At 57.2% G+C, this 19,519-nt stretch carries 13 protein-coding genes; 6 read left to right on the plus strand and 7 right to left on the minus strand.

The genetic code is table 11. The features are described 5' to 3' along the window. Positions 1–78: 78 nt before the first annotated feature. Entirely contained in the window at positions 79–2,193 is a 2,115-nt protein-coding gene (locus DSL70_RS03090; protein WP_119306395.1) for a methyl-accepting chemotaxis protein, read from the minus strand. Positions 2,194–2,793: 600 nt separating this feature from the next. Between DSL70_RS03090 and DSL70_RS03095 the strand changes: the two genes are divergently transcribed. Next, positions 2,794–5,016 (plus strand): NADP-dependent isocitrate dehydrogenase, encoded by a 2,223-nt coding sequence (locus DSL70_RS03095; RefSeq protein WP_119306396.1) that lies wholly within the window; start codon positions 2,794–2,796, stop codon positions 5,014–5,016. Positions 5,017–5,480: 464 nt separating this feature from the next. Continuing rightward, positions 5,481–6,473, plus strand: coding sequence for an inositol 2-dehydrogenase (gene iolG, locus DSL70_RS03100; RefSeq protein WP_119306397.1), 993 nt, complete (start codon positions 5,481–5,483; stop codon positions 6,471–6,473). A 140-nt stretch (positions 6,474–6,613) separates the two neighbouring features. Here the strand turns inward: iolG and DSL70_RS03105 are convergent, their stop codons facing one another. The 4 genes from DSL70_RS03105 to DSL70_RS03120 form a co-directional block, all read right to left on the minus strand. Next, positions 6,614–6,895 carry an ArsR/SmtB family transcription factor gene (locus DSL70_RS03105; RefSeq protein WP_425359334.1) on the minus strand — a complete coding sequence of 94 codons (282 nt, stop codon included), beginning with the start codon at positions 6,893–6,895 and terminating at the stop codon, positions 6,614–6,616. 324 nt (positions 6,896–7,219) lie between these two features. After that, positions 7,220–10,027, minus strand: a complete 2,808-nt coding sequence (locus tag DSL70_RS03110; RefSeq protein ID WP_119306399.1) for an EAL domain-containing protein — start codon at positions 10,025–10,027, stop codon at positions 7,220–7,222. Between the two features lie 114 nt (positions 10,028–10,141). Then, on the minus strand, positions 10,142–10,945 hold the full coding sequence (locus DSL70_RS03115) for a beta-keto acid cleavage family enzyme (RefSeq protein WP_205563133.1): 804 nt from the start codon (positions 10,943–10,945) through the stop codon (positions 10,142–10,144). Beyond that, positions 10,942–12,264 (minus strand): aspartate aminotransferase family protein, encoded by a 1,323-nt coding sequence (locus tag DSL70_RS03120; protein ID WP_119306400.1) that lies wholly within the window; start codon positions 12,262–12,264, stop codon positions 10,942–10,944. Before DSL70_RS03120 ends, DSL70_RS03115 begins: the two co-directional genes overlap by 4 nt. Positions 12,265–12,468: 204 nt before the next feature. Between DSL70_RS03120 and DSL70_RS03125 the strand changes: the two genes are divergently transcribed. The 4 genes from DSL70_RS03125 to DSL70_RS03140 all read left to right on the plus strand — a co-directional run bounded on the left by DSL70_RS03125 (position 12,469) and on the right by DSL70_RS03140 (position 17,574). Next, a complete protein-coding gene (locus DSL70_RS03125) occupies positions 12,469–13,329 on the plus strand; it encodes a MurR/RpiR family transcriptional regulator (protein ID WP_119306401.1) in 861 nt (286 codons plus the stop codon). Positions 13,330–13,371: 42 nt separating this feature from the next. Further along, complete coding sequence (locus DSL70_RS03130; RefSeq protein WP_119306402.1) at positions 13,372–14,337, plus strand: TAXI family TRAP transporter solute-binding subunit; 966 nt, start codon at positions 13,372–13,374, stop codon at positions 14,335–14,337. Between the two features lie 193 nt (positions 14,338–14,530). Next, a complete protein-coding gene (locus DSL70_RS03135) occupies positions 14,531–17,143 on the plus strand; it encodes a TRAP transporter permease (RefSeq protein WP_119306605.1) in 2,613 nt (870 codons plus the stop codon). Further along, entirely contained in the window at positions 17,140–17,574 is a 435-nt protein-coding gene (locus DSL70_RS03140; RefSeq protein WP_119306403.1) for a universal stress protein, read from the plus strand. The genes DSL70_RS03135 and DSL70_RS03140 overlap by 4 nt, the downstream gene beginning before the upstream one ends. 102 nt (positions 17,575–17,676) lie before the next feature. On the opposite strand, the gene DSL70_RS03145 is transcribed toward DSL70_RS03140, so the two are convergent. Next, on the minus strand, positions 17,677–18,105 hold the full coding sequence (locus tag DSL70_RS03145) for a methylglyoxal synthase (protein ID WP_119306404.1): 429 nt from the start codon (positions 18,103–18,105) through the stop codon (positions 17,677–17,679). Positions 18,106–18,311: 206 nt separating this feature from the next. Then, positions 18,312–19,307, minus strand: a complete 996-nt coding sequence (rocF, locus tag DSL70_RS03150) for an arginase (RefSeq protein ID WP_119306405.1) — start codon at positions 19,305–19,307, stop codon at positions 18,312–18,314. Positions 19,308–19,519 lie beyond the last annotated feature (212 nt).

Here is a 19,519-nt window from a genome sequence, read left to right on the forward strand (position 1 = left end):
AAGGGGCCAGAAAGGCAGGCAAGGAAAAGGCCGCGTCTTGCGCGGCCTTTTCATCTGTCTGGCGTCAGGTTCGGGCGATCAGCCCCCCATGACCTTGCGGATGTCATCGAAGAAGCCGTTGACACTCTTGCGCAGTCCGACCGCTTCGTTGGTCAGATAGCGGGCCGACTCGCTGACGTGGCGGGCGGCTTCGCCGGTCTCGCTGGCCGAGTTTGAAACGCCAGCGATGTTGGACGACACTTCCCGTGTGCCGGCAGAGGCTTCCTGAATGTTGCGGGCGATTTCCTGCGTTGCCATGCCCTGCTGCTGGACAGCTTCGGTGATGGCGGCGGCAATCCGGTTCATCTGCTCGATGGTGGCCGTGATTTCCCCGATCGCCGCTACGGCGCCGCTGGTTTCGCTCTGAACCGCCTGGATTTGCTGGGCGATTTCGTCCGTTGCCTTGGAGGTTTGCTCGGCCAGCCCCTTGACCTCGGCTGCCACGACGGCAAATCCCTTGCCAGCTTCTCCGGCGCGTGCTGCCTCGATGGTGGCGTTGAGCGCCAGAAGGTTGGTCTGCTCGGCAACGTCGGTGATCAGCTTGACAACTTTGCCGATGCGGCTGGCCGCATGGGAAAGTCCTTCAATCTTGCTGTTGGTGTGGTTGGCTTGCGAAACTGCTTCGGACGCAATCTGGTTGGATTGATCGACCTGGCGGTTGATCTCGTTGACCGATGCAAACAGCTCCTCGGCAGCCGAAGCGACGGCTTCGACGTTGGCGGATGCCTGTTCGGAGGCTGCGGCCACTGCGTTGGAGCGCATGGATGTGCTGTCTGCGCCCTGGGTCAGTTGCTGCGAGGTCAGGTCGAGGCGTTCAACAGAGCTTGAAACCGTATCGAGCAAACCGGAGATCTGGGAATCGAACGCGCTGGCAAGCTCGTTGACCTTTGCGGCGCGGCGCAGTTGTTCCTGCTTTTCCTTTTCCTGTTCCTGGGTCAATTGTTCGGCCCGCTGCGAGCTTTCCCTGAAGATCTCGAGGGCATGGTTGATCTGGCCGATTTCGTCTTTGCGATCCAGATAGCCAATGGCAACGTCATACTGGCGATTGATCAGGGCCTTGATGGTTTCTGTTGTTGCCGTCAGCGGCTTGCGGATGACCGACTGGCCGACAAGGAACAGGGCGAGGGATACTGCCAGAATGAGGACGGCACCGGTGACCACGACCGACATGGTGATCTGGCGGCTTGCTGCATAGACACTGTCAATCGGTACGGAGACGATCACTGCGAGCGAGTTTCCTGTATCGCCGATGGGAACGGGATCAACAAAGCGGACCACGTCAGTTCCGAGCGCGTTGGAATAGCCCTCATAGGAGATTTCACGGCCGGACTTGATGGCATCGAGCAGTTCTGCCTGATGCTCGAGATCTTTGGCGTTACGACCTTCCTGCCAGTCCTTACCGAGCAAGGACTGATCCGAATGGGCGATCCATTTACCCTCGCGGGAAATAAGCTGTACCGTGCCGCTACCAAGCGGTTTGATCGTCGAGAGATATTCTGACAACTGGGTGAGGATGATGTCCGTGCCTGCAACACCGATGGTCTTGCCACTGGCGTCCTTGATAGGAACTGCGAGGGAGACGCCGGTTACCGTCTTGCCACCCATGTCCCAGCTATAGGGCTCGGTGGCATAGGGCTTGCCGCTGTCGTAGGCACCGTAGAACCAGCTCAATTGCTCTTTGGATTTCGTGTCCATGTCAGCGATTGTGCGGAAACCGATTGAACCATCCGGGTTGCGGAAGAAATAGGGGCGCCAGATGCCGGAAGCATCATGATACTTGCTGTTGGCTGCCTGTGCATCCTTGCCATCAAGCTTGTCGCCAATCACGGCACCCCAGGTGCCAGACAGGTTCTTGCTGTTTTCCAGGACATGCAGCAGCAAGCCTGACCAGGCCTTGCGATCGGTGACCTCTTCCTGCTTTAGGCCGGCAAGAGAATGGGCAAGGTTGGCGGCGGAGGTGAGACCGAGCTGCAAGGTGTTCTGCACCTTGGCCACCTGAGTTTCCGTTACGGCTTTGGCTTCTTCGAATGTGATGTCTTTGGTTACGGAAGAGCTCTGCCAACCAATGAAGGTTATGCCGGCTGCAAGGACGACAACGAGCGTCAATATACTTGCGACGAGCATTTTGGTCGTGATCATCATTTTAGAAAACATGGCGAGGTTCTTTTTCTGTTGTGATCGGGGGATTTGCTGGCTGTTCGGGTAAACGGTCATCGGTAACAAATTAGCTTTTTTTCCTTAAGTATTTCTTGCTGTTTCTATAGATATGCGGATCTGTGAATGCTTTGTCTGCTTCTTTCCTCCCTTTTTGCCGTTGGTTTGGTTGGGAGGCGTCTGCGTGAAGGCGCTAGGGGCCCGCACGGCGCTCAGTCCGGGCAGATCCCGGCTCTGGTGCTACGGATTCGTAGATGCTTTGGAAGAGACTATTTGCCACGGACGCAACGTCGTGCACCGCCAGCTTCCGGCTATTTCCTGCAACTGACAAATCTTGCCATCTTTGGGGGCTGCATGCGACAGATGTTGAATTGGAATGCACCCGATGAGCGACTAAAGACTTGATCGCAAAAGGAGTGTGCAGGATAAAGTGGCGCAGACGATGATTGACGCCCAATTGCTGACTTGAATGTCAATCACCGGTTGACGCATAGTGCGCACGCTCGCTTCAAACTTCTTCCTTGTCGAAAAGGTAGGGAAAGCCATCTCTACCGCGGCCAAGGGAATGCTCGGATTTCGGGAACCGGAAAGGTAGAGAAAATGGCCGATCAGTCGAACCCAGACATCATTTATACCATTGTGGACGAGGCGCCTGAGCTGGCAAGCGCATCGTTTCTGCCAATCATCCGCTCTTTCACTGCGGCGGCAGGCATCAAGGTCGGCACCAAGGACATTTCCCTGTCGGGCCGTATCATCGCGACCTTTCCGGAAAACCTGACCGAAGCACAGCGCCAGAGCGACGATCTCGCAGAGCTTGGCGAACTGGTCAAGACGCCGGACGCCAATGTCATCAAGCTGCCCAATATCTCGGCTTCCGTGCCGCAGCTGGTGGCTGCCATCGAGGAACTGCAGTCTCAGGGCTACGCTATTCCGTCCTATCCCGAAGAGCCCAAGGATGATGCCGAGAAGGATATCAAGGCGCGCTACGATGCCATCAAGGGCTCCGCCGTGAACCCGGTGCTGCGTGAGGGCAACTCTGATCGCCGCGCTGCCAAGGCGGTCAAGAACTATGCCCAGAAGAACCCGCATTCGATGGGAGCATGGGCGTCGGATAGCAAGACCCACGTGTCTTCCATGCCCGGCGATGATTTCTACGCCAACGAAGTGTCTGCCACACTGACGGCAGATCAGGCCGGTGCGGCCAGGATCGAGTTTGTCGGCAAGGATGGCGCGGTGACCGTTCTGAAAGATGGCTGGAAGCTGAAGGAAGGCACCGTGGTTGACGCGACCTTCATGTCGGCCAAGGCGCTGTCGGCCTTCCTGTCGGCAGAAATCGAGAATACCAAAAAAGACGGTATCATGTTCTCGCTGCACATGAAGGCGACGATGATGAAGGTTTCCGACCCGATCATCTTCGGTCATGCCGTCAAGGCGTGGCTGGCTCCGATCTTCGAGAAATATGCCGATGCGCTGGCCAGCGTCGGTGTCAATCCGAACTCCGGCATGGGCGATGTGCTGAACCGCATTGCAACCCTGCCCAACGCTGCCGAGATCCAGGCCGACATCGAGGCGCTCACTGCTGAGCGTCCCGCCATGTATATGGTCGACAGCGACAAGGGCATTACCAACCTGCATGTGCCGTCTGACGTGATCATCGATGCCTCCATGCCTGCGCTCATCCGTGCCGGGGGCAAGGGCTGGGATGCCAAGGGCGAGAAGGGCGATGTCAACTGCGTCATTCCGGACAATTGCTATGCAACCGTCTATGACGAAGCCATTTCCTTCTTCAAGGCCAACGGTGCATTCAACCCGGCGACGGCTGGCACCGTTCAGAACGTTGGCCTGATGGCTCAGAAGGCTGAAGAATACGGCTCCCATCCGACCACCTTTGAAGCCACTGGCGATGGGGCAATCCGCATCGTGCTGGCCAATGGTGACGTTCTGCACAGTCTTGACGTCGAGGCCGGAGATATCTGGCGGGCCTGCACGGCCAACAAGGCTCCGATCGAGAACTGGATCGAGCTGGCAATCGATCGCCAGCGTCTGACCGGTGCTCAGGCCATTTTCTGGCTGGATGAAAAGCGCGGCCACGATGCCGAGATCATCAAATATGTCGTTCCGGCTCTTGAAGCGGCTGGCGTTGCCGGGAAGTTCCAGATCATGGCTCCGCGCAAAGCCACCCGTGCTTCACTCGAAACCATCACGGCTGGCAAGGACAGCATTGCCATTACCGGCAACGTGCTGCGCGACTATCTCACCGATCTGTTCCCGATCCTCGAACTGGGCACCTCGGCCAAGATGCTTTCCATCGTCAAGCTGATGAATGGCGGTGGTCTGTTCGAAACCGGTGCTGGCGGGTCTGCACCAAAGCATGTGCAGCAGCTGGTGCAGCAGAACCATCTGCGTTGGGACTCCATGGGTGAATTCTGCGCCCTCAGCGAGAGCCTCAACTATCTTGCCGACCGCAAGGGCAACGCCAAGGCCGCCGTTCTGGGTGCTGCGGCCGAAGCTGCCACGCAAGGGATTCTGGACAACAACAACTCGCCGTCTCGCAAGGTGGGTGAGCCTGATAACCGTGACAGCCATTACTGGTTCGCCCGTTATTGGGCCGATGCCCTTGCCAAGCAGACGGATGATGCTGCTCTGACCGCTCATTTTGCGCCGATTGCCAAGGCGCTGGTTGAAAAGGAAGCCGATATCCTCAAGGAACTGGCTGCCGTTCAGGGTGGGGCTGCCGATATCGGTGGCTATTATCATGCAAGCGTTGAGAAGAAGGCTGCAGTCATGCGCCCGAGCGCATCGCTCAACGCGATCATCGGATAAAACCGATCGCACAAGGCATCGTGCTCAGCGTGATGCCTTGGCTTTGCATCTGGCGTTTCGTTTCTGGCGTCTTGTTATCTGGTGCTCGGGGTCTCTCCGGGCGCCTTTTTTGTTTGCCGAATTTGTCTGATCGCGTTGTATGGTCATATCTGGGTAGAGGAGACATGACGCTAGCGCATATCTTCTATCATCTTGTGGTCGCTGTTCGGCACTGGGCCGGTATGCTAGAAGTCTGCCGGAAGTGACCATTAGCATCACCATCAATTTGACTAATGAACCCGAAATGTGGCATTTGAGTGCTACTAAGGTTTTATTGGTATACGATCGGACGCTCATGACCGGGCGGACGCATCCCTTATTCGGTGGCATAGGCTGGCAACTGCGCGTTACACTGTCCCTCGTTACAACGGCGCGTTCCGGCTTTTGCTAATACCCATGCAGAAACGCAACTTGGAGAAATCTATATGATCCGTATCGGTCTTTTGGGAGCCGGCCGCATTGGCCAAATTCATGCCAGATCTGTGAGTGCGCTCGACAATGTTGAAATTGTGGCGATTCATGATCCTGCGGATGAAGCTGCCGCCTTTGTGCAAGCCATGACCGGCGCTGCACGTGCTTCCCTGCTGGAGATCGTGGACGACCCGGATATTGACGCTGTTATCATCGCTTCTCCCGCCATGAAGCATGCCGAGCAGATTCTGGAAGCCGCTCAGGGTGGCAAGCATATTTTCTGCGAAAAGCCGATCGACATGAACATGGACACGGTCCGCGAATGCGTCGCGGCTGTCGAGAAGGCTGGCGTGAAGATGATGGTTGGTTTCAACCACCGTTTCGACACCAACTTCAATGCCGTCAAGCGCAACATCGAGAATGGCGAAGTGGGCGAGGTTGAGCTTGTCCAGATCACCTCTCGTGATCCGTCCGCTCCGCCCCTTGACTATCTCAAAACCTCCGGTGGTATCTTCGTTGACATGATGATCCACGACTTCGACATGGCACGATATGTGCTGGACGATGAAATCATCGAGGTTTCCGCTACCGGTTCCGTTCTGACCGACCCGGCCATTGGCCGCATCGGCGATCTGGATACCGCAACAGCCACGCTGAAATCTGCCAAGGGCCGCATTGCTGTCATTACCAACAGCCGCCGTTCAAGCTATGGCTATGACCAGCGCGTCGAAGTGCATGGCTCCAAGGGCATGGTTCGCGCCAACAACCTGCGCGGCACCTCTGTTACCCTGGCAAATGCCACCGGTTATCGCAGTGATCCGCTGCTGGACTATTTCCAGGAACGTTATGCCGTTTCCTACAAGTCCGAATTGCAGACATTCTGCCGTGTGATTTCCGGTCAGGATGAAAAGCATCCCGACCATATCGATGGTTTGAAGGCCATTGAGCTGGCGGAAGCCGCCTGGGAATCCTATCGTACCGGCAAGGTGATCAAGGTCGGGCAGTAAGCTCGACTGTCTGGCAGAGCGTGCCAGTGGACGCTGAGCCCGCTTTTCCTGCTATCTGGCTGATTTCAGACCAAACAAAAAAGGCCGCTTAAGCGGCCTTTTTTTATCCTCCCGGATTGTTTTTGGAACGGCGGCGAATTCTAGTTGCCGCAGAAAAGATCGTAGACGAGATCCATGACCCGTCGAGCGCGGTCATCCGCCAGATGGTAGTATATCGATTTCCCTTCCCTACGAGAATCGATGAGGCCTTCCAGACGAAGGCGAGACAGTTGTTGGGATACCGCCGCCTGACGAGCAGAGAGCAAGTCTTCCAGTTCGGTAACAGACTTCTCTCCGTCTGCAAGGTGGCAAAGGATCATCAAACGTCCGTCGTGAGCAATTGCCTTGAGAAAACTGGATGCCTGCGATGCGACATCGGCCATTTTCTCCAACGCGGACTCGTCGATATCCTCACTGAAAACACGTGTGGACATTAAGTGTCACCATTTTTTATTTTTTGATTGAGCCAGATTGTGCTGACTGCAGAATCTGTGGGTTGTCCCGGCACGGCCAGACCACGCAAAAGACAATCATATTCGATGCGCGCTTGAATACCGCGATACTACTAAGTTTCCACAAACAATATCGTGGATAAGGGGTAAATTTGCATTGTAAGAATTACTTGTTTTCGAGTTGCCGAAGCTCGCTGAATATTTATACAGGTAAACAATATGCCGAAAATATGGATGTAAACTTGTCAATAGTGCCTATATGGCCAGGTTGCGTTCGGTATTCGTGTCGGCGTCCATGGACGGAAGCCTGAGCCTGGAGGCAAAATCCTTGCAGGTCATTGGTTTGCCGAAATAGTAGCCCTGCCCGATATGGCATCCAGCCAGACGGAGGATCTCCGCCTGTTCTTCCGTTTCCATGCCTTCTGCGATGATCTGCATGTCGAAGCCGCGGGCCAGAGCTGTGACCGCGTTGATGACCGCAAGGGAATCTGCCGAATAGGGCAGGTCCTTGACGAAGGCTCTATCGATCTTGATCTTGTCGAGCGGGAACTGGTGGATGTAGCTCAGGGACGAGTAGCCGGTGCCAAAGTCATCGAGCGCAATCTTGATGCCATGGCTTCTGATTGCATTGAGCTGTTCGATGATTGCTGCGGTTTCGGCAATGAACAGGGATTCCGTGATTTCGATATGCAACCGTTCCCGCGGCAGACCGGACAGCTCAAGGGCCTGCTCGATGTCCTGCAGGATATCTGAGCGTTGAAACTGGACGGCGGACACATTGACGGCAACGGTGACGGGATCCGGCCATGACATGGCTTCCCGACAGGCGGTCTGCATGATCCAGCGGCCAAGATCGACGATCTTGCCGGTTTCCTCAAGGATCGGAATGAAATGGTCAGGCCTGATCAGCCCCCGGTCGGGATGGTTCCAGCGTGCAAGGGCCTCGCAGCCAATGATCTTCCGGCTCTTCAGATTGATCTGCGGCTGGTAATAGAGCTCGAATTCCTTGCGTTCGAAGGCGCTGACGATTTCCTGCTCCAGCAGTCGTTGCAGGTGGACGTCTGCGGCGAGGGCTGGTGAATAGAGCAGAACGCGCTCTCCGGTTTCGAGAGATCGGTCAAGGGCTATGCTGGCAGCTTCTGCCAGATCGGAGGCTGTTTGCATGGTGTCCGGATCGAACCGGGCGACGCCGATCTGCCCTCCGACAATGATGCTGTGGCCGCGCACGTCATAGGGCTTGTCGAGGCACTGATGGATGGTCTCGGTCAACCCGGCTATGTCCTCTTCTCCAGCGTGCTGTTTGAAGAGCAGGAACCGTTTGTGATCGGTGCAGCCGATCGCATCGAACTGGCCACTGTCAGTCAGCGTCTGACCGATCTGTTGGAGCAGGATATCGCAATAGTCGGGGCCAAGCATCTGGCTGATCTTTTCAAGCCGCCGGGCCTGACAGGCGACCACCAGCCCTTTCCTGCCAGCGTCTGCGGTCATGTCGGTGACCATGCCGTCGATCTGGTTGCAGAAGCCATCGAGGTTGAACAGCTCGGTCAGCGGATCGTGGTCGGCAGCATAGGCTAGCCGGACCTGCTCAAGGTAGGCATCGGTGATGTCGTGGAAGAGCAGGGTTACCACCTTGTCCTCTTCCTGCTGCTCCTTGCCATCGGGTGCAATCAGCGACGGCGTGATCGAGTATTCGAAATAGCGTGTGCTGTCGTTGCGCATGACGGACAGGGTCTGGTGATCGGCTGAGGTCTGCGTGGCTGGGCTGCCTTTGAGGCAGTCGGATATCCTGCGTCCGAATTCCCACGGCAGGGCACGGGCAAAAAGGTCGCCTTTTTTCGCGTCATAGCCAAACCGGGCCAGCATGGCTCCGGCCTGTTGGCTAATGCTGATGATCCGGCCATCGGTTCCAATGATGATGATGCCGGTCAGACTATCCCGGACGATGGTATCGAGCAGGTCCGAGATGCTTTTGCCATGCCTGTGGGAGAGATTGAGCAGGATGGATTTGATGCTGACGTCGGCCAGCGTGACGATGACGCCGGTCGTCAGCAGCGTGACCAGCAGGATACCCGTGTCCAGCAGGATGTGCTCGTCGGCATAAAGACGATAGCCGAGAAACTCGATACCAGTCGCCAGCAACAACAGACCCGCGATGCGGCTGTAGGTGTTGAAGGGGCCAAACAACAGCAGGAACAGCGTAGGCAGCATGGCTAGAGTGCCGATAACATAGACCCAGCTATGTGGCGCTCTCTGCAGGTTGGTGCCCAGTATCAGGTTCTCGGCGGCCAAAACCTGCAGTTTGGGGCCGCTGAGGACACCGAACACCGGCACGGCCATCGTGTCGCGCAGTTCCGCTGCACCCGCACCGACAAGAACCTTGCGGCCTTTCAGCGCGTCCGGGGCAATGGTGCCGTCCAGCAGATCGATGACTGAGTAGGTCGGAATGCTTGCCGGATCGATGTTGAAGTTGATTAGCTGGTTTGTGGCCTCGATCTGCTGCTGGCCCCCCAGTGTGCTGGTAAGCGAGGGGAACAGTTCGCCGTCGATATATTGGGCGAGGGGAAAGGATCGCACAAATCCGTCCGGATCGGCGATGACGTTGACGGTGGCCAGCCAGGCGCTGTTGGAAAGGGTCTCGATGGGGCGGTTGAAGCGCAGAGCATCGGCTTCCATGCGGGCGGTGGCAAACTGCTGGAAGACCGCAAGGGTCACGGGGCCGGCGGCATTGTCGAGCGCCTCGGCGAAGGTCTGATCCTCCTCGGAGATGGATTTTGAGGAGAAGTCGATGTCGAAGGCCAGCTCTTCGGCGCCCGCATCAAAGCTTTTACGGATGATATCGGCATAAATGGAGCGGTTCCATGGCCAGACGCCAATGGATGTGAGGCTCTTGTTGTCGATCTCCAACAGCGCGATTCTGCCCGATGCCTGCCGGGTCTGCATGGCCATGCGCTGTTCGGCAATGCCGTTGTCCAGACGAACAAACCAGCCGCTCTCGCGCGCCAGAGCGCAACAGAGGAAGACGACCAGTAGCGTCGCGATGCGAAAGAGAGAGACCCGCTTCATCAAAAGCCTGAATTTCTAGAGGAACCATTTCTGGTCACTCTAGAAAAGAAAGGTTGAGCAATCTTTGTCGATGCGGCGGCGGGCCTTCGTTTTCTTGTTATGGTAAAGGAAACATCAAGACTGTGTGGCTCGCGACCGGATCAAATCAGACACCCGCTCAGCATTGTCCCTGGCCAGTGAGCCATCGGTGTTGAGCATGTTGTTCTCAAAGCCGATGCGGACCTTGCCACCAAGGCTTTCGGCCTTCAGTAGGCAGGCAGTCTCTCCGGCTCCGAAGGCGCAACAGGCCCAGTCGGTTGTTGTCTGCAATTGCGCTTCCAGTGCCTGCTTGGCCGCAATGAAGGGGAGGAGGTCTTCCGGTGCAGAGACCTGTCCTTCGGTATAGCGGCCAAGGACAAACAGCAATTGCAACGCTCCATGAGGAATGATGCCCCTCTGGCAGAGATCGGTGAGAAGCTCGACTTCCTCCCTGCTGTAGAGGATATGCTGGATGGCAACGCCCTTTTGGGCCTGATCGTGATAGAAGCGTTTGACGTCCGGCGTTTCGCCGTCGCTCAACATTTCCCGCACGGAGATGGAAACTGCCGATGGGGCTACCGCTTCCACCACGGCTCTTTGTTCAGTCGGGCTATATTGGCCCACGGCCTCTGTGGTGATCTGGGCGTAAAGGTTGGGCACCTCACGCGCCAGCTCTGCGAGCAATTCCCGGTAGAGGCCTGCATCCAGAACATGTTTGCCGTCGGCATCCCGGACATGGGCGTGAATGCCGTCCGCGCCCGCTTTCTGGCAGGCGATGGCCGTGGCAACGGTCTCCTCGATGGTAACGGGCAGGGCGGGATGATCCGCCTTGCCTTTGCGGGCGCCATTCGGGGCGATCATGATCGCCGGGAGCGGCGCTGTCGCTGCTCCTGACGTCATGGCAGTACCTTGTCGATGGCGATCTGCAGCTTGGCGACCAGTTCCTCGATATGCTTGTCTTCATAGATGAAGGGCGGAGCGAGGAGGATATGGTCGCCGAACCTGCCATCAATCGTGCCGCTCATCGGATAGCAGATGAGCCCGGCGTCGAAAGCTGCCTTCTTGAGGTGCTTGGCGACGGCCAATGCGGGGTCAAACGGCTTCTTGCTTGCCTTGTCCTCGACAAACTCGATGCCGAGGAACATGCCGCGGCCACGGATGTCGCCGACATGGGGATGGGCTCCAAAGGCTGTTTCCAGAGCCGCCCGCACTTTCATGCCGGTTTCCCGGGCCCGCTCGACCAAGCCGCCATCTGTGAGCTTGGTCAGCACAGCCAGAGCGGCGGCGGCGGCCGTCGGGTGGCCGATATAGGTGTGGCCATGTTGGAAGAAGCCGGTTCCGTTCTCGATGGCTTCGTAGATCTTGCCGGTGCAGAGCATGGCGCCAATCGGCTGATAACCTGCGCCAAGGCCCTTGGCGGTTGTCAGGATGTCCGGTGCAATGCCGTCCTGTTCGCAGGCAAACAGCGTTCCCGTCCGACCCATGCCGCACATGACTTCATCGAGGACCAGCAGGATGCCGTATTTGTTGCAGATTTCGCGAATGCGCTTGAAATAGCCCTCGACCGGTGGCAAAGCCCCTGCCGTTGCGCCAACAACCGGCTCGGCGAAGAAGGCCATGACATTCTCTGCGCCGACGCGCTGGATTTCGGTTTCCAGCTCATTGGCAATCCGCTGGCCATAGTCAAAGGCGCTCTCGCCTTCCTTGCGGTCGCGATATTCGTAGCAGGGCGAGATATGGCTGGTCTCGATCATCAGAGGCGCGAAGGGCTCGCGTCGCCACAGATTGCCGCCGGTTGCCAGTGCGCCAAGGGTGTTGCCGTGATAGCTCTGGCGACGGGCGATGATGTGACGACGCTGCGGTTGGCCGATTTCCAGAAAATACTGACGGGCAAGCTTGATGGCGGATTCGATGGCTTCCGAACCGCCGGATACCAGATAGACGCGCTCAAGGCCTTCGGGGGCGTGCGCGATCAGCTTGTCAGCCAGCGCTTCGGCCGGTTTTGAGGTGAAAAAGCTGGTGTGGGCGAAGGGAACGGCATCCAGCTGCTGCTTGATGGCGCTGATGACGTCCTGATCGCCATGGCCAAGGCAGGATACGGCGGCCCCTCCCGATCCATCCAGATAGCATTTTCCATCGGTGTCGTAGAGATAGACGCCTTTTGCGTGATCGACGGTGGGGAGATTGGATTTGGTATGGCGAGGGAAGATGTGGGACATGGATGTGCCTGCTGATAGGGCGGAAAAGGATCCGCAGCAACGATTTGACGGGACGATTTCAGGGTGCCGGGCGCGCATGCCCGGATCGTCTCAAGGGCTGAGGTATATAATAAAGAAACATTTGTTTCAACTATTGACTTTCTTTAAAACAATTGAAATTTTAAGGTCTGGACATGCTACTTTTGATGGAGCCAGTTGCCGGGCATGCAGTCGATCGAGGAAAGGATTTCTGGTCTCTATGGCCAGTTGAGCGAGCGCCTGAAGCAGGCCGCCGATTTCGTGGTTGACCATGAGATCGATGTTGCGACCCATTCCCTGCGGACGGTGTCCTCCATGGCAGGATTGGCGCCTTCCACCTTCACGCGCCTGTCGCAGGCGCTTGGCTTTGCCAGTTATGAAGAGATGCGTGATGTGTGCCGGGCCCGGATGGGGCGGCAGGCGCTGTCCTTTTCCGAGCGGGCCAGCCTGCTTGTGCGCAATGGGGCCGATGACGGGGCGCGTTCATTCTTCGAGCAGCAATCTTCGGCCAGTCTTGAAAATCTCGGGCGCATGGAACGCGATCTCAATCAGGAGCGGCTTGTCGACGTGGTCGAACAATTGAACAGCGCCCGGCAAGTGCTGCTGTTCGGTGCCTTCAGTTCCACAGGCTTTATGGAGTATTTTGGCTATCTGGCCCGCTATTTTGCCGACAACTGGAAGGTGATCGGTCGTATGGGGGCCTCTCTCAGCTCGGCAATGGTGGGGCTCAATGACAAGGACGTGGTTGTCGTCCTGACCATGGCACCCTATGCCCGACGGGCGATCGTTGCTGCCGAGATGGCGGCTGACGCTGGCGCCTATGTGGTTGTAATTACCGATGATATCGCCTGCCCTGCGTTATCCCATGCCTCGGCCAGTTTCATCGTGCCGACAGAGAGTCCACAATTCTTTTCTTCTTATGCCGCAACGCTTGTGCTAATTGAAACAATTGTAGGAATGCTGGTTGCTAGAGCGGGGGATAGTGCTCGCGCCAGGATTGAAGAGGTAGAAAACCGGAACCGTCGATATGGCGAGTTCTGGGATTGAATAAATCTGGATTTACGTATCCATCAACTCAGGGAGAACTTCATGTTGAAGAAATTGACCGTTACAGCAGCTGCCTTGGCTGCAGGTCTGAGCTTTTCTCAGGCTGCCTTTGCCGAAAGCTTCATTTCCATTGGTACCGGCGGCGTAACTGGCGTTTATTATCCAACCGGTGGCGCCATTTGTCGTCTGGTCAACAAGGGTCGCAAGGAACATGGCATCCGCTGCTCGGTCGAATCAACCGGCGGCTCGGTCTACAACATCAACACCATTCGTGACGGTGAGCTGCAGTTTGGTGTCGCCCAGTCCGACTGGCAGTATCATGCCTATCACGGGACGTCCAAGTTCGAGGAAAAAGGCCCGTTCGAAGATCTTCGTGCCGTTTTCTCCATCCATCCGGAACCGTTCACCGTTGTTGCCCGTGCTGACGCCGGCGTGAAGAATTTTGCCGACCTCAAGGGCAAGCGCGTCAATATTGGCAACCCCGGGTCTGGCCAGCGTGGCACCATGGAAGTTTTGATGGAAGCCCTCGGGTGGACCAATGCCGACTTTGCTCTGGCAACGGAGCTGAAAGCCGCTGAGCAGTCCGCAGCCCTGTGCGACAACCAGATCGATGCCATGGTCTACACCGTTGGCCATCCGTCCGGCTCCATTCAGGAAGCCACCACGGCATGTGATTCGGTGCTGGTTGCCGTCGACGGCCCAGCTGTTGAAAAACTCATTTCCGACAATGCCTACTATCGCTCTGCCACCATTCCCGGCGGCATGTATCGTGGCAACCCGGACGATGTGAAGACCTTCGGTGTGGGCGCCACTCTGGTGACCTCTGCCAAGGTTTCCGATGACGCTGTTTACACTGTCGTGAAATCCGTGTTTGAAAACTTCGATGCCTTCAAGAAACTGCATCCTGCTTTTGCTCACCTGAAGCCGGAAGAAATGATCAAGGACGGCCTGTCCGCTCCTCTGCATCCGGGTGCAGTGAAATATTACAAGGAAAAGGGCTGGATGTAAGTCCCCGGTCTTTCCCGCTTCGGGGCGTCTGTCCCGAAGCGCTCAATCGCTGCTACGACCGGACCCGGCTCAGTCGGATCCGGCTTTCCATAATGAATAATAATGCTATCGCCGATCAGTGCTGGAGAAACTGTCTGACGGTTTCGGCTTGATTGAAATCGCGCTTTGGAGCGATGGCAGGGGGCTGCAATCTATGTCACAGAAAAAAGCGTCTGGGCGCCCGCTTTCTGAAGAGGAACTTCAGGAGCTGGTGGCTTCCACGGATGCGGGAGCACGAAATCCGGTCGGACCGATCGGAATCTTTTTGGCCATTGTCGCCCTTGTCTGGGCGGCCTTTCAGGTTTTGCTGGCGTCACCGATTTCCAACTATGTTCTGCCGTCTGACCTGATCAACAACTCGCGTCAGGTTCACTTGGCCTTTGCCATTTTTCTTGCCTACATGGCCTATCCTGCGCTGAAAAGCAGTCCGCGCCACCATATTCCGGTTCAGGACTGGATCTTCGCGCTGGCCGGAACCTTCATCGCGCTCTATGGCCTGTTCTTCTATGACAAGGTCGTCAACAATGGCGGTCTGGCCGACGATGTCGACAAGTGGGTTGCGCTGGCCGGTCTGCTGCTGCTGTTCGAGGCCGCGCGACGGGCGCTTGGCCCGGCCATGGCGACCATCGCGGTCATCTTCCTGATCTATGTGTTCTTCGGTGCTTCCGACTGGGTGCCGGAAGTCATTCGCTGGAAAGGCGCCTCGCTGAAAAAGGCGATGAGCCACATGTGGATCACCTCCGAGGGCGTGTTCGGCATTGCGCTCGGTGTTTCGACCAAATTCGTGTTTCTGTTCGTGCTGTTCGGTGCCTTGCTCGACAAGGCCGGGGCGGGCAACTATTTCATCAAGATGGCCTTTGCTGCGCTCGGCCATCTCAAAGGCGGGCCTGCCAAGGCCGCCGTCGTCGGTTCGGCAGCCACGGGGCTTATCTCCGGTTCGTCGATTGCCAATGTGGTGACCACCGGCACCTTCACCATTCCGCTGATGAAGCGGGTGGGCTTCACCTCCGAACAGGCCGGGTCTGTCGAGGTGGCGTCTTCGGTGAACGGCCAGATCATGCCGCCGGTGATGGGGGCTGCGGCCTTCCTGATGGTGGAATATGTGGGCATTTCCTACATGGAAGTGATCACCCATGCCTTCCTGCCAGCCATTCTGTCCTATGTGGCGCTGGTCTATATCGTTCATCTGGAAGCTGTGAAACGCAATATGCCGACCATCGGCACCAAGGCCGTTTCCACCATGCGCACCATCATCGGCATGTTCCTGTTCTTCATAGGCTTTGCCGCCATCTGCTATGGCATCAAATATCCGATTGGCTGGATCACGGCCATGGTGCCAGAAGAGGCCAGCTGGATTCTGGCGGCGCTGGTGTTTGTCGCCTATCTGCTGCTGCTCAAGCTGGCGGCCTCGGTTGAGGATCTGGTGCCCGATGATCCGAATGCCAAGGATATTGTGCTGCCCGAGGTCAAGGACATCTACAAGACCGGGCTCTACTATCTGCTGCCGATCGTGGTGCTGGTCTATTTCCTGATGATCGAGCAGAAGTCTCCGGGGCTTTCGGCCTTCTGGGCGACGGCACTGCTGTTCGTCATTCTGCTCACCCAGCGCCCGCTGAAGGCGATGTTCCGTGGCGAAAACGACTATGTGAATGCCTTCAAGGCCGGGGTCAGTGACCTTGGCATTGGCATGATCGACGGGTCGCGCAACATGATCGGCATCGGCCTTGCCACGGCAACCGCCGGTGTGATCGTGGGCACGGTGACGCTCACCGGCATCGGTCAGGTGATGGCCGATCTGGTGGAGCTGATCTCCGGCGGCAATCTGGTGCTGATGCTGATCTTCGTGGCGATGCTGTCGCTGGTGCTCGGCATGGGGCTTCCCACCACGGCGAACTATATTGTCGTGTCCTCGCTGATGGCTGGCGTGGTCGTGCAGCTGGGGGCGCAGTCCGGCCTCGTCGTGCCGCTGATAGCCGTCCATCTGTTCGTGTTCTATTTCGGCATCATGGCGGACGTGACGCCGCCTGTGGGGCTGGCATCCTTTGCTGCGGCTGCGGTATCAGGGGGCGATGCGATCAAGACGGGGTTCACCGCCTTTTTCTATTCGCTCCGCACAGTGGCATTGCCATTCGTCTTCATCTTCAACACAGATCTTCTCTGGTATGACGTTACCTGGTATCAGGGGCTTCTGGTTGCTGTCATCGGGGTCATCGCCGTGCTGGCCTTTACCGCCGGGACGATGGGGCAGTTCGTTACCAAAAGCCGCCTCTATGAGAGCGTGGCGCTTGTGCTGATTGCTTTCATCCTGTTCCGGCCGGACTTCTTCATGAACCGGATCCAGCCTCCCTTCGAGGTGGTTGAACCGGCGAAAGTCTCCGATGCCTTTGGCCGAATCGGGGCCGGGCATGAGATCAGGCTCAACATTTCCGGTCCGGATTTCGACACCGGCTCCATCAAGGAAACCACTCTGGTGCTGACCGCCGGGAATGAACAGGGCGGGGAAGCCCGTCTGGCGGCTCAGGGGCTGACCATTCTCGATGAGGATGGTGTGGCCAAACTGGATGAGCCGATGCCGGGTACGCCGTTCTTTGAAACGCTGGGCGGCTTTGACTTCTATGCGGATGAGCCGGTGCGGATCACGCATGCCGAGGTCAAGGCCGATCAGTTGCCGAAGGATCTGATCTACATTCCGGGGCTCTTGCTGCTGGGGCTGGTTTATATGCTTCAGCGGGCCCGTGTCAGGCGCAAGGAGGAGGTGCCAGCATGATCAATACGGTTCTATGTGCGCTGGATATCAGTCAGGAGAATGATGCACATGTGCTGAAGACGGCAAACAAGATTGCCAAACTGGAAGGGGCGCGACTGGACATCGTCACAGTCGTTCCCAATTTCAGCATCTCTCTGGTGAGTTCCTATTTCGACGATAATTTTCAGAAGCAGGCTGTGCAGGATGCCAAGGTTGCGCTGAAAAAGCGGGTCGCGGATATTCTCGGAGACGACCATGTCGCAGACCTGCGCCATATCGTGGCGTCAGGATCGATCTATGAGGAGATTCTGGAAACAGCTCTGCAGGATGATGCCGACCTCATCGTCATCGGCGCTCACAAGCCGGACTTGCGGGAAATGCTCATTGGCCCGAACGCGGCGCGCGTGGTGCGCCATTCCACATGTTCGGTCTATGTGGTGCGGGAAAACTGAGCCCTTTTGCAGAATCGAGCAAGACATGAAAAAGGCCGTCCGGTTGTCCGGGCGGCCTTATTGTTATGATCCATGGGCAGTGCCTTGTTTGGCGGGACTTCCTCAGAAGTCGATGGTGCCGTATTTTTCCATCATCATGCCGCGGATGATCATGTTGGCGGAGCGGCGGCTCTGGGCCATCGGCAGGTCATAGACCACGGCCAGACGGTTGAGCGCCTTCACATCCACGTCATGGGGCATGGGAGAGAGCGGGTCGACAAAGAAGATGAGGCCATCGAGCTTGCCTTCTGCGATCATCGCACCAATCTGCTGGTCGCCGCCGAGCGGGCCGGAGAAGAGCGGGGTGATGTCCAGCTCGGGAAAGGCCTGCTTGATGCGTCCGCCGGTGGTGCCGGTGCCGACAAAGGTTGCTTTTCTCAGGAGATTGAGATGCTTGCCGACCCAGTCGACAATGTCATCCTTCTTCGCATCATGGGCTACCAGTGCGATACGGAGCGGGGCATCGTCGTCCTTGTGTTCATTGTCTTGCATGCTTGCGTTTCCTCATGCCGTTGTGGCCTGTTCATCGCTTGCCTTGTAGGGTCGGTATGTCCGCTGCCTCTTCTGGCATGAATGGCCATTGTGGTTGTTCCCAGTTTTAGGCATGAAAAGATTTTTGTCCAGTTAATCAACGCGATCAGGACGTTATGTCCGTGGGGAATTACCTAAAGGGATAGCAAATCTGCAACCGAGCCAGGCTAGATGCTGCCGTGGCGCGGGCCGGGGCGTCGCGTCGGCCTGTCAAAGATCGTGCGGCCAAACAGCGATGCGGTCAGGTCCCTGAGGATATCTGCGGTCTTGCCGCGATGATCAAGGAAAGGATTGAGCTCGACAAGGTCAAGCGAGGTGACCATGCGGCTTTCATGCAGCAGCTCCATGATGAGATGGGCCTCGCGCAGGGTCGCTCCCCCCGGCACTGTGGTGCCGACGGCGGGGGCGATGTCCGGATCAAGGAAATCGACGTCAAGGCTCACATGGAGCATGGCATTCTTCGATTTTACCTCGTCGATCAGCTCCATCAGCGGGCGGATGACGCCGAGTTCGTCAAGAACGCGCATGTCGTTGATCTTGACATGGTGCTGGCGCAGCAGCTCGCGCTCCTTGTTGTCGATGCTGCGAATGCCCATCATGTGGACATTGGCCGGGTTGACGGGGGGAACCAGCTGCGGCTCATAAAGGCCCGCCAGTTCGGGCAGGCCACAGAAGGCGGCGACGGACATGCCGTGCATGTTGCCGCTTTCCGTGGTCGAGGGGGTGTTGAAATCGGTGTGGGCATCAAGCCAGAGCACGAACAGCTCCCGCCCCTGTTCCGCCGCATGACGGGCAACTCCGGCAACCGACCCCATGGCGAGGGAATGGTCGCCACCCATGAAGACGGGAAAGCCGGTCCGGGCCAGTTGATAGGATCTGTCCGTCAGCGTACGGGTCCAGCTGGCGATCCTGTCAAAATGATTGGCCTTGCCCACGGGCTCATTGGCAGGGTCGCCTTGGTTGTCGATGGGGCGGGGGGTGAGGTTGCCATGGTCGACGCAGAAAAAGCCAAGCCCTTCCAGCGTTTCCCGGATGCCAGCGGTGCGTAGGGCATCGGGTCCCATCAGGCAGCCCTTCTCATGGGTGCCATCCTGCACTGGAACACCGATGAGATGAATGACTGGCGGGGTATCTTCCGTTGCATCCTGAGCGGTGGCTGGCATGGTGCTTCTTGCTCCCTGATTCCTGGGTTGGTTGATCTGGGAGGCAATAAACGAGAGAGGCGCGGCAAGAAAAAGGGGCGATCTTTTATAAAAATCGTCAGAAATTGCTCGAAATGACAGGGCCAATTGCGCAAATTGTCAGATGTGGTTCGCTGGGAGACGCGATTTTGGCTGGCGTTGCAGCTTTATCGCGACGCCAGCCTCAAATCGGG

This window comes from Cohaesibacter haloalkalitolerans (genome assembly GCF_003574655.1).
GTDB lineage: Bacteria > Pseudomonadota > Alphaproteobacteria > Rhizobiales > Cohaesibacteraceae > Cohaesibacter > Cohaesibacter haloalkalitolerans.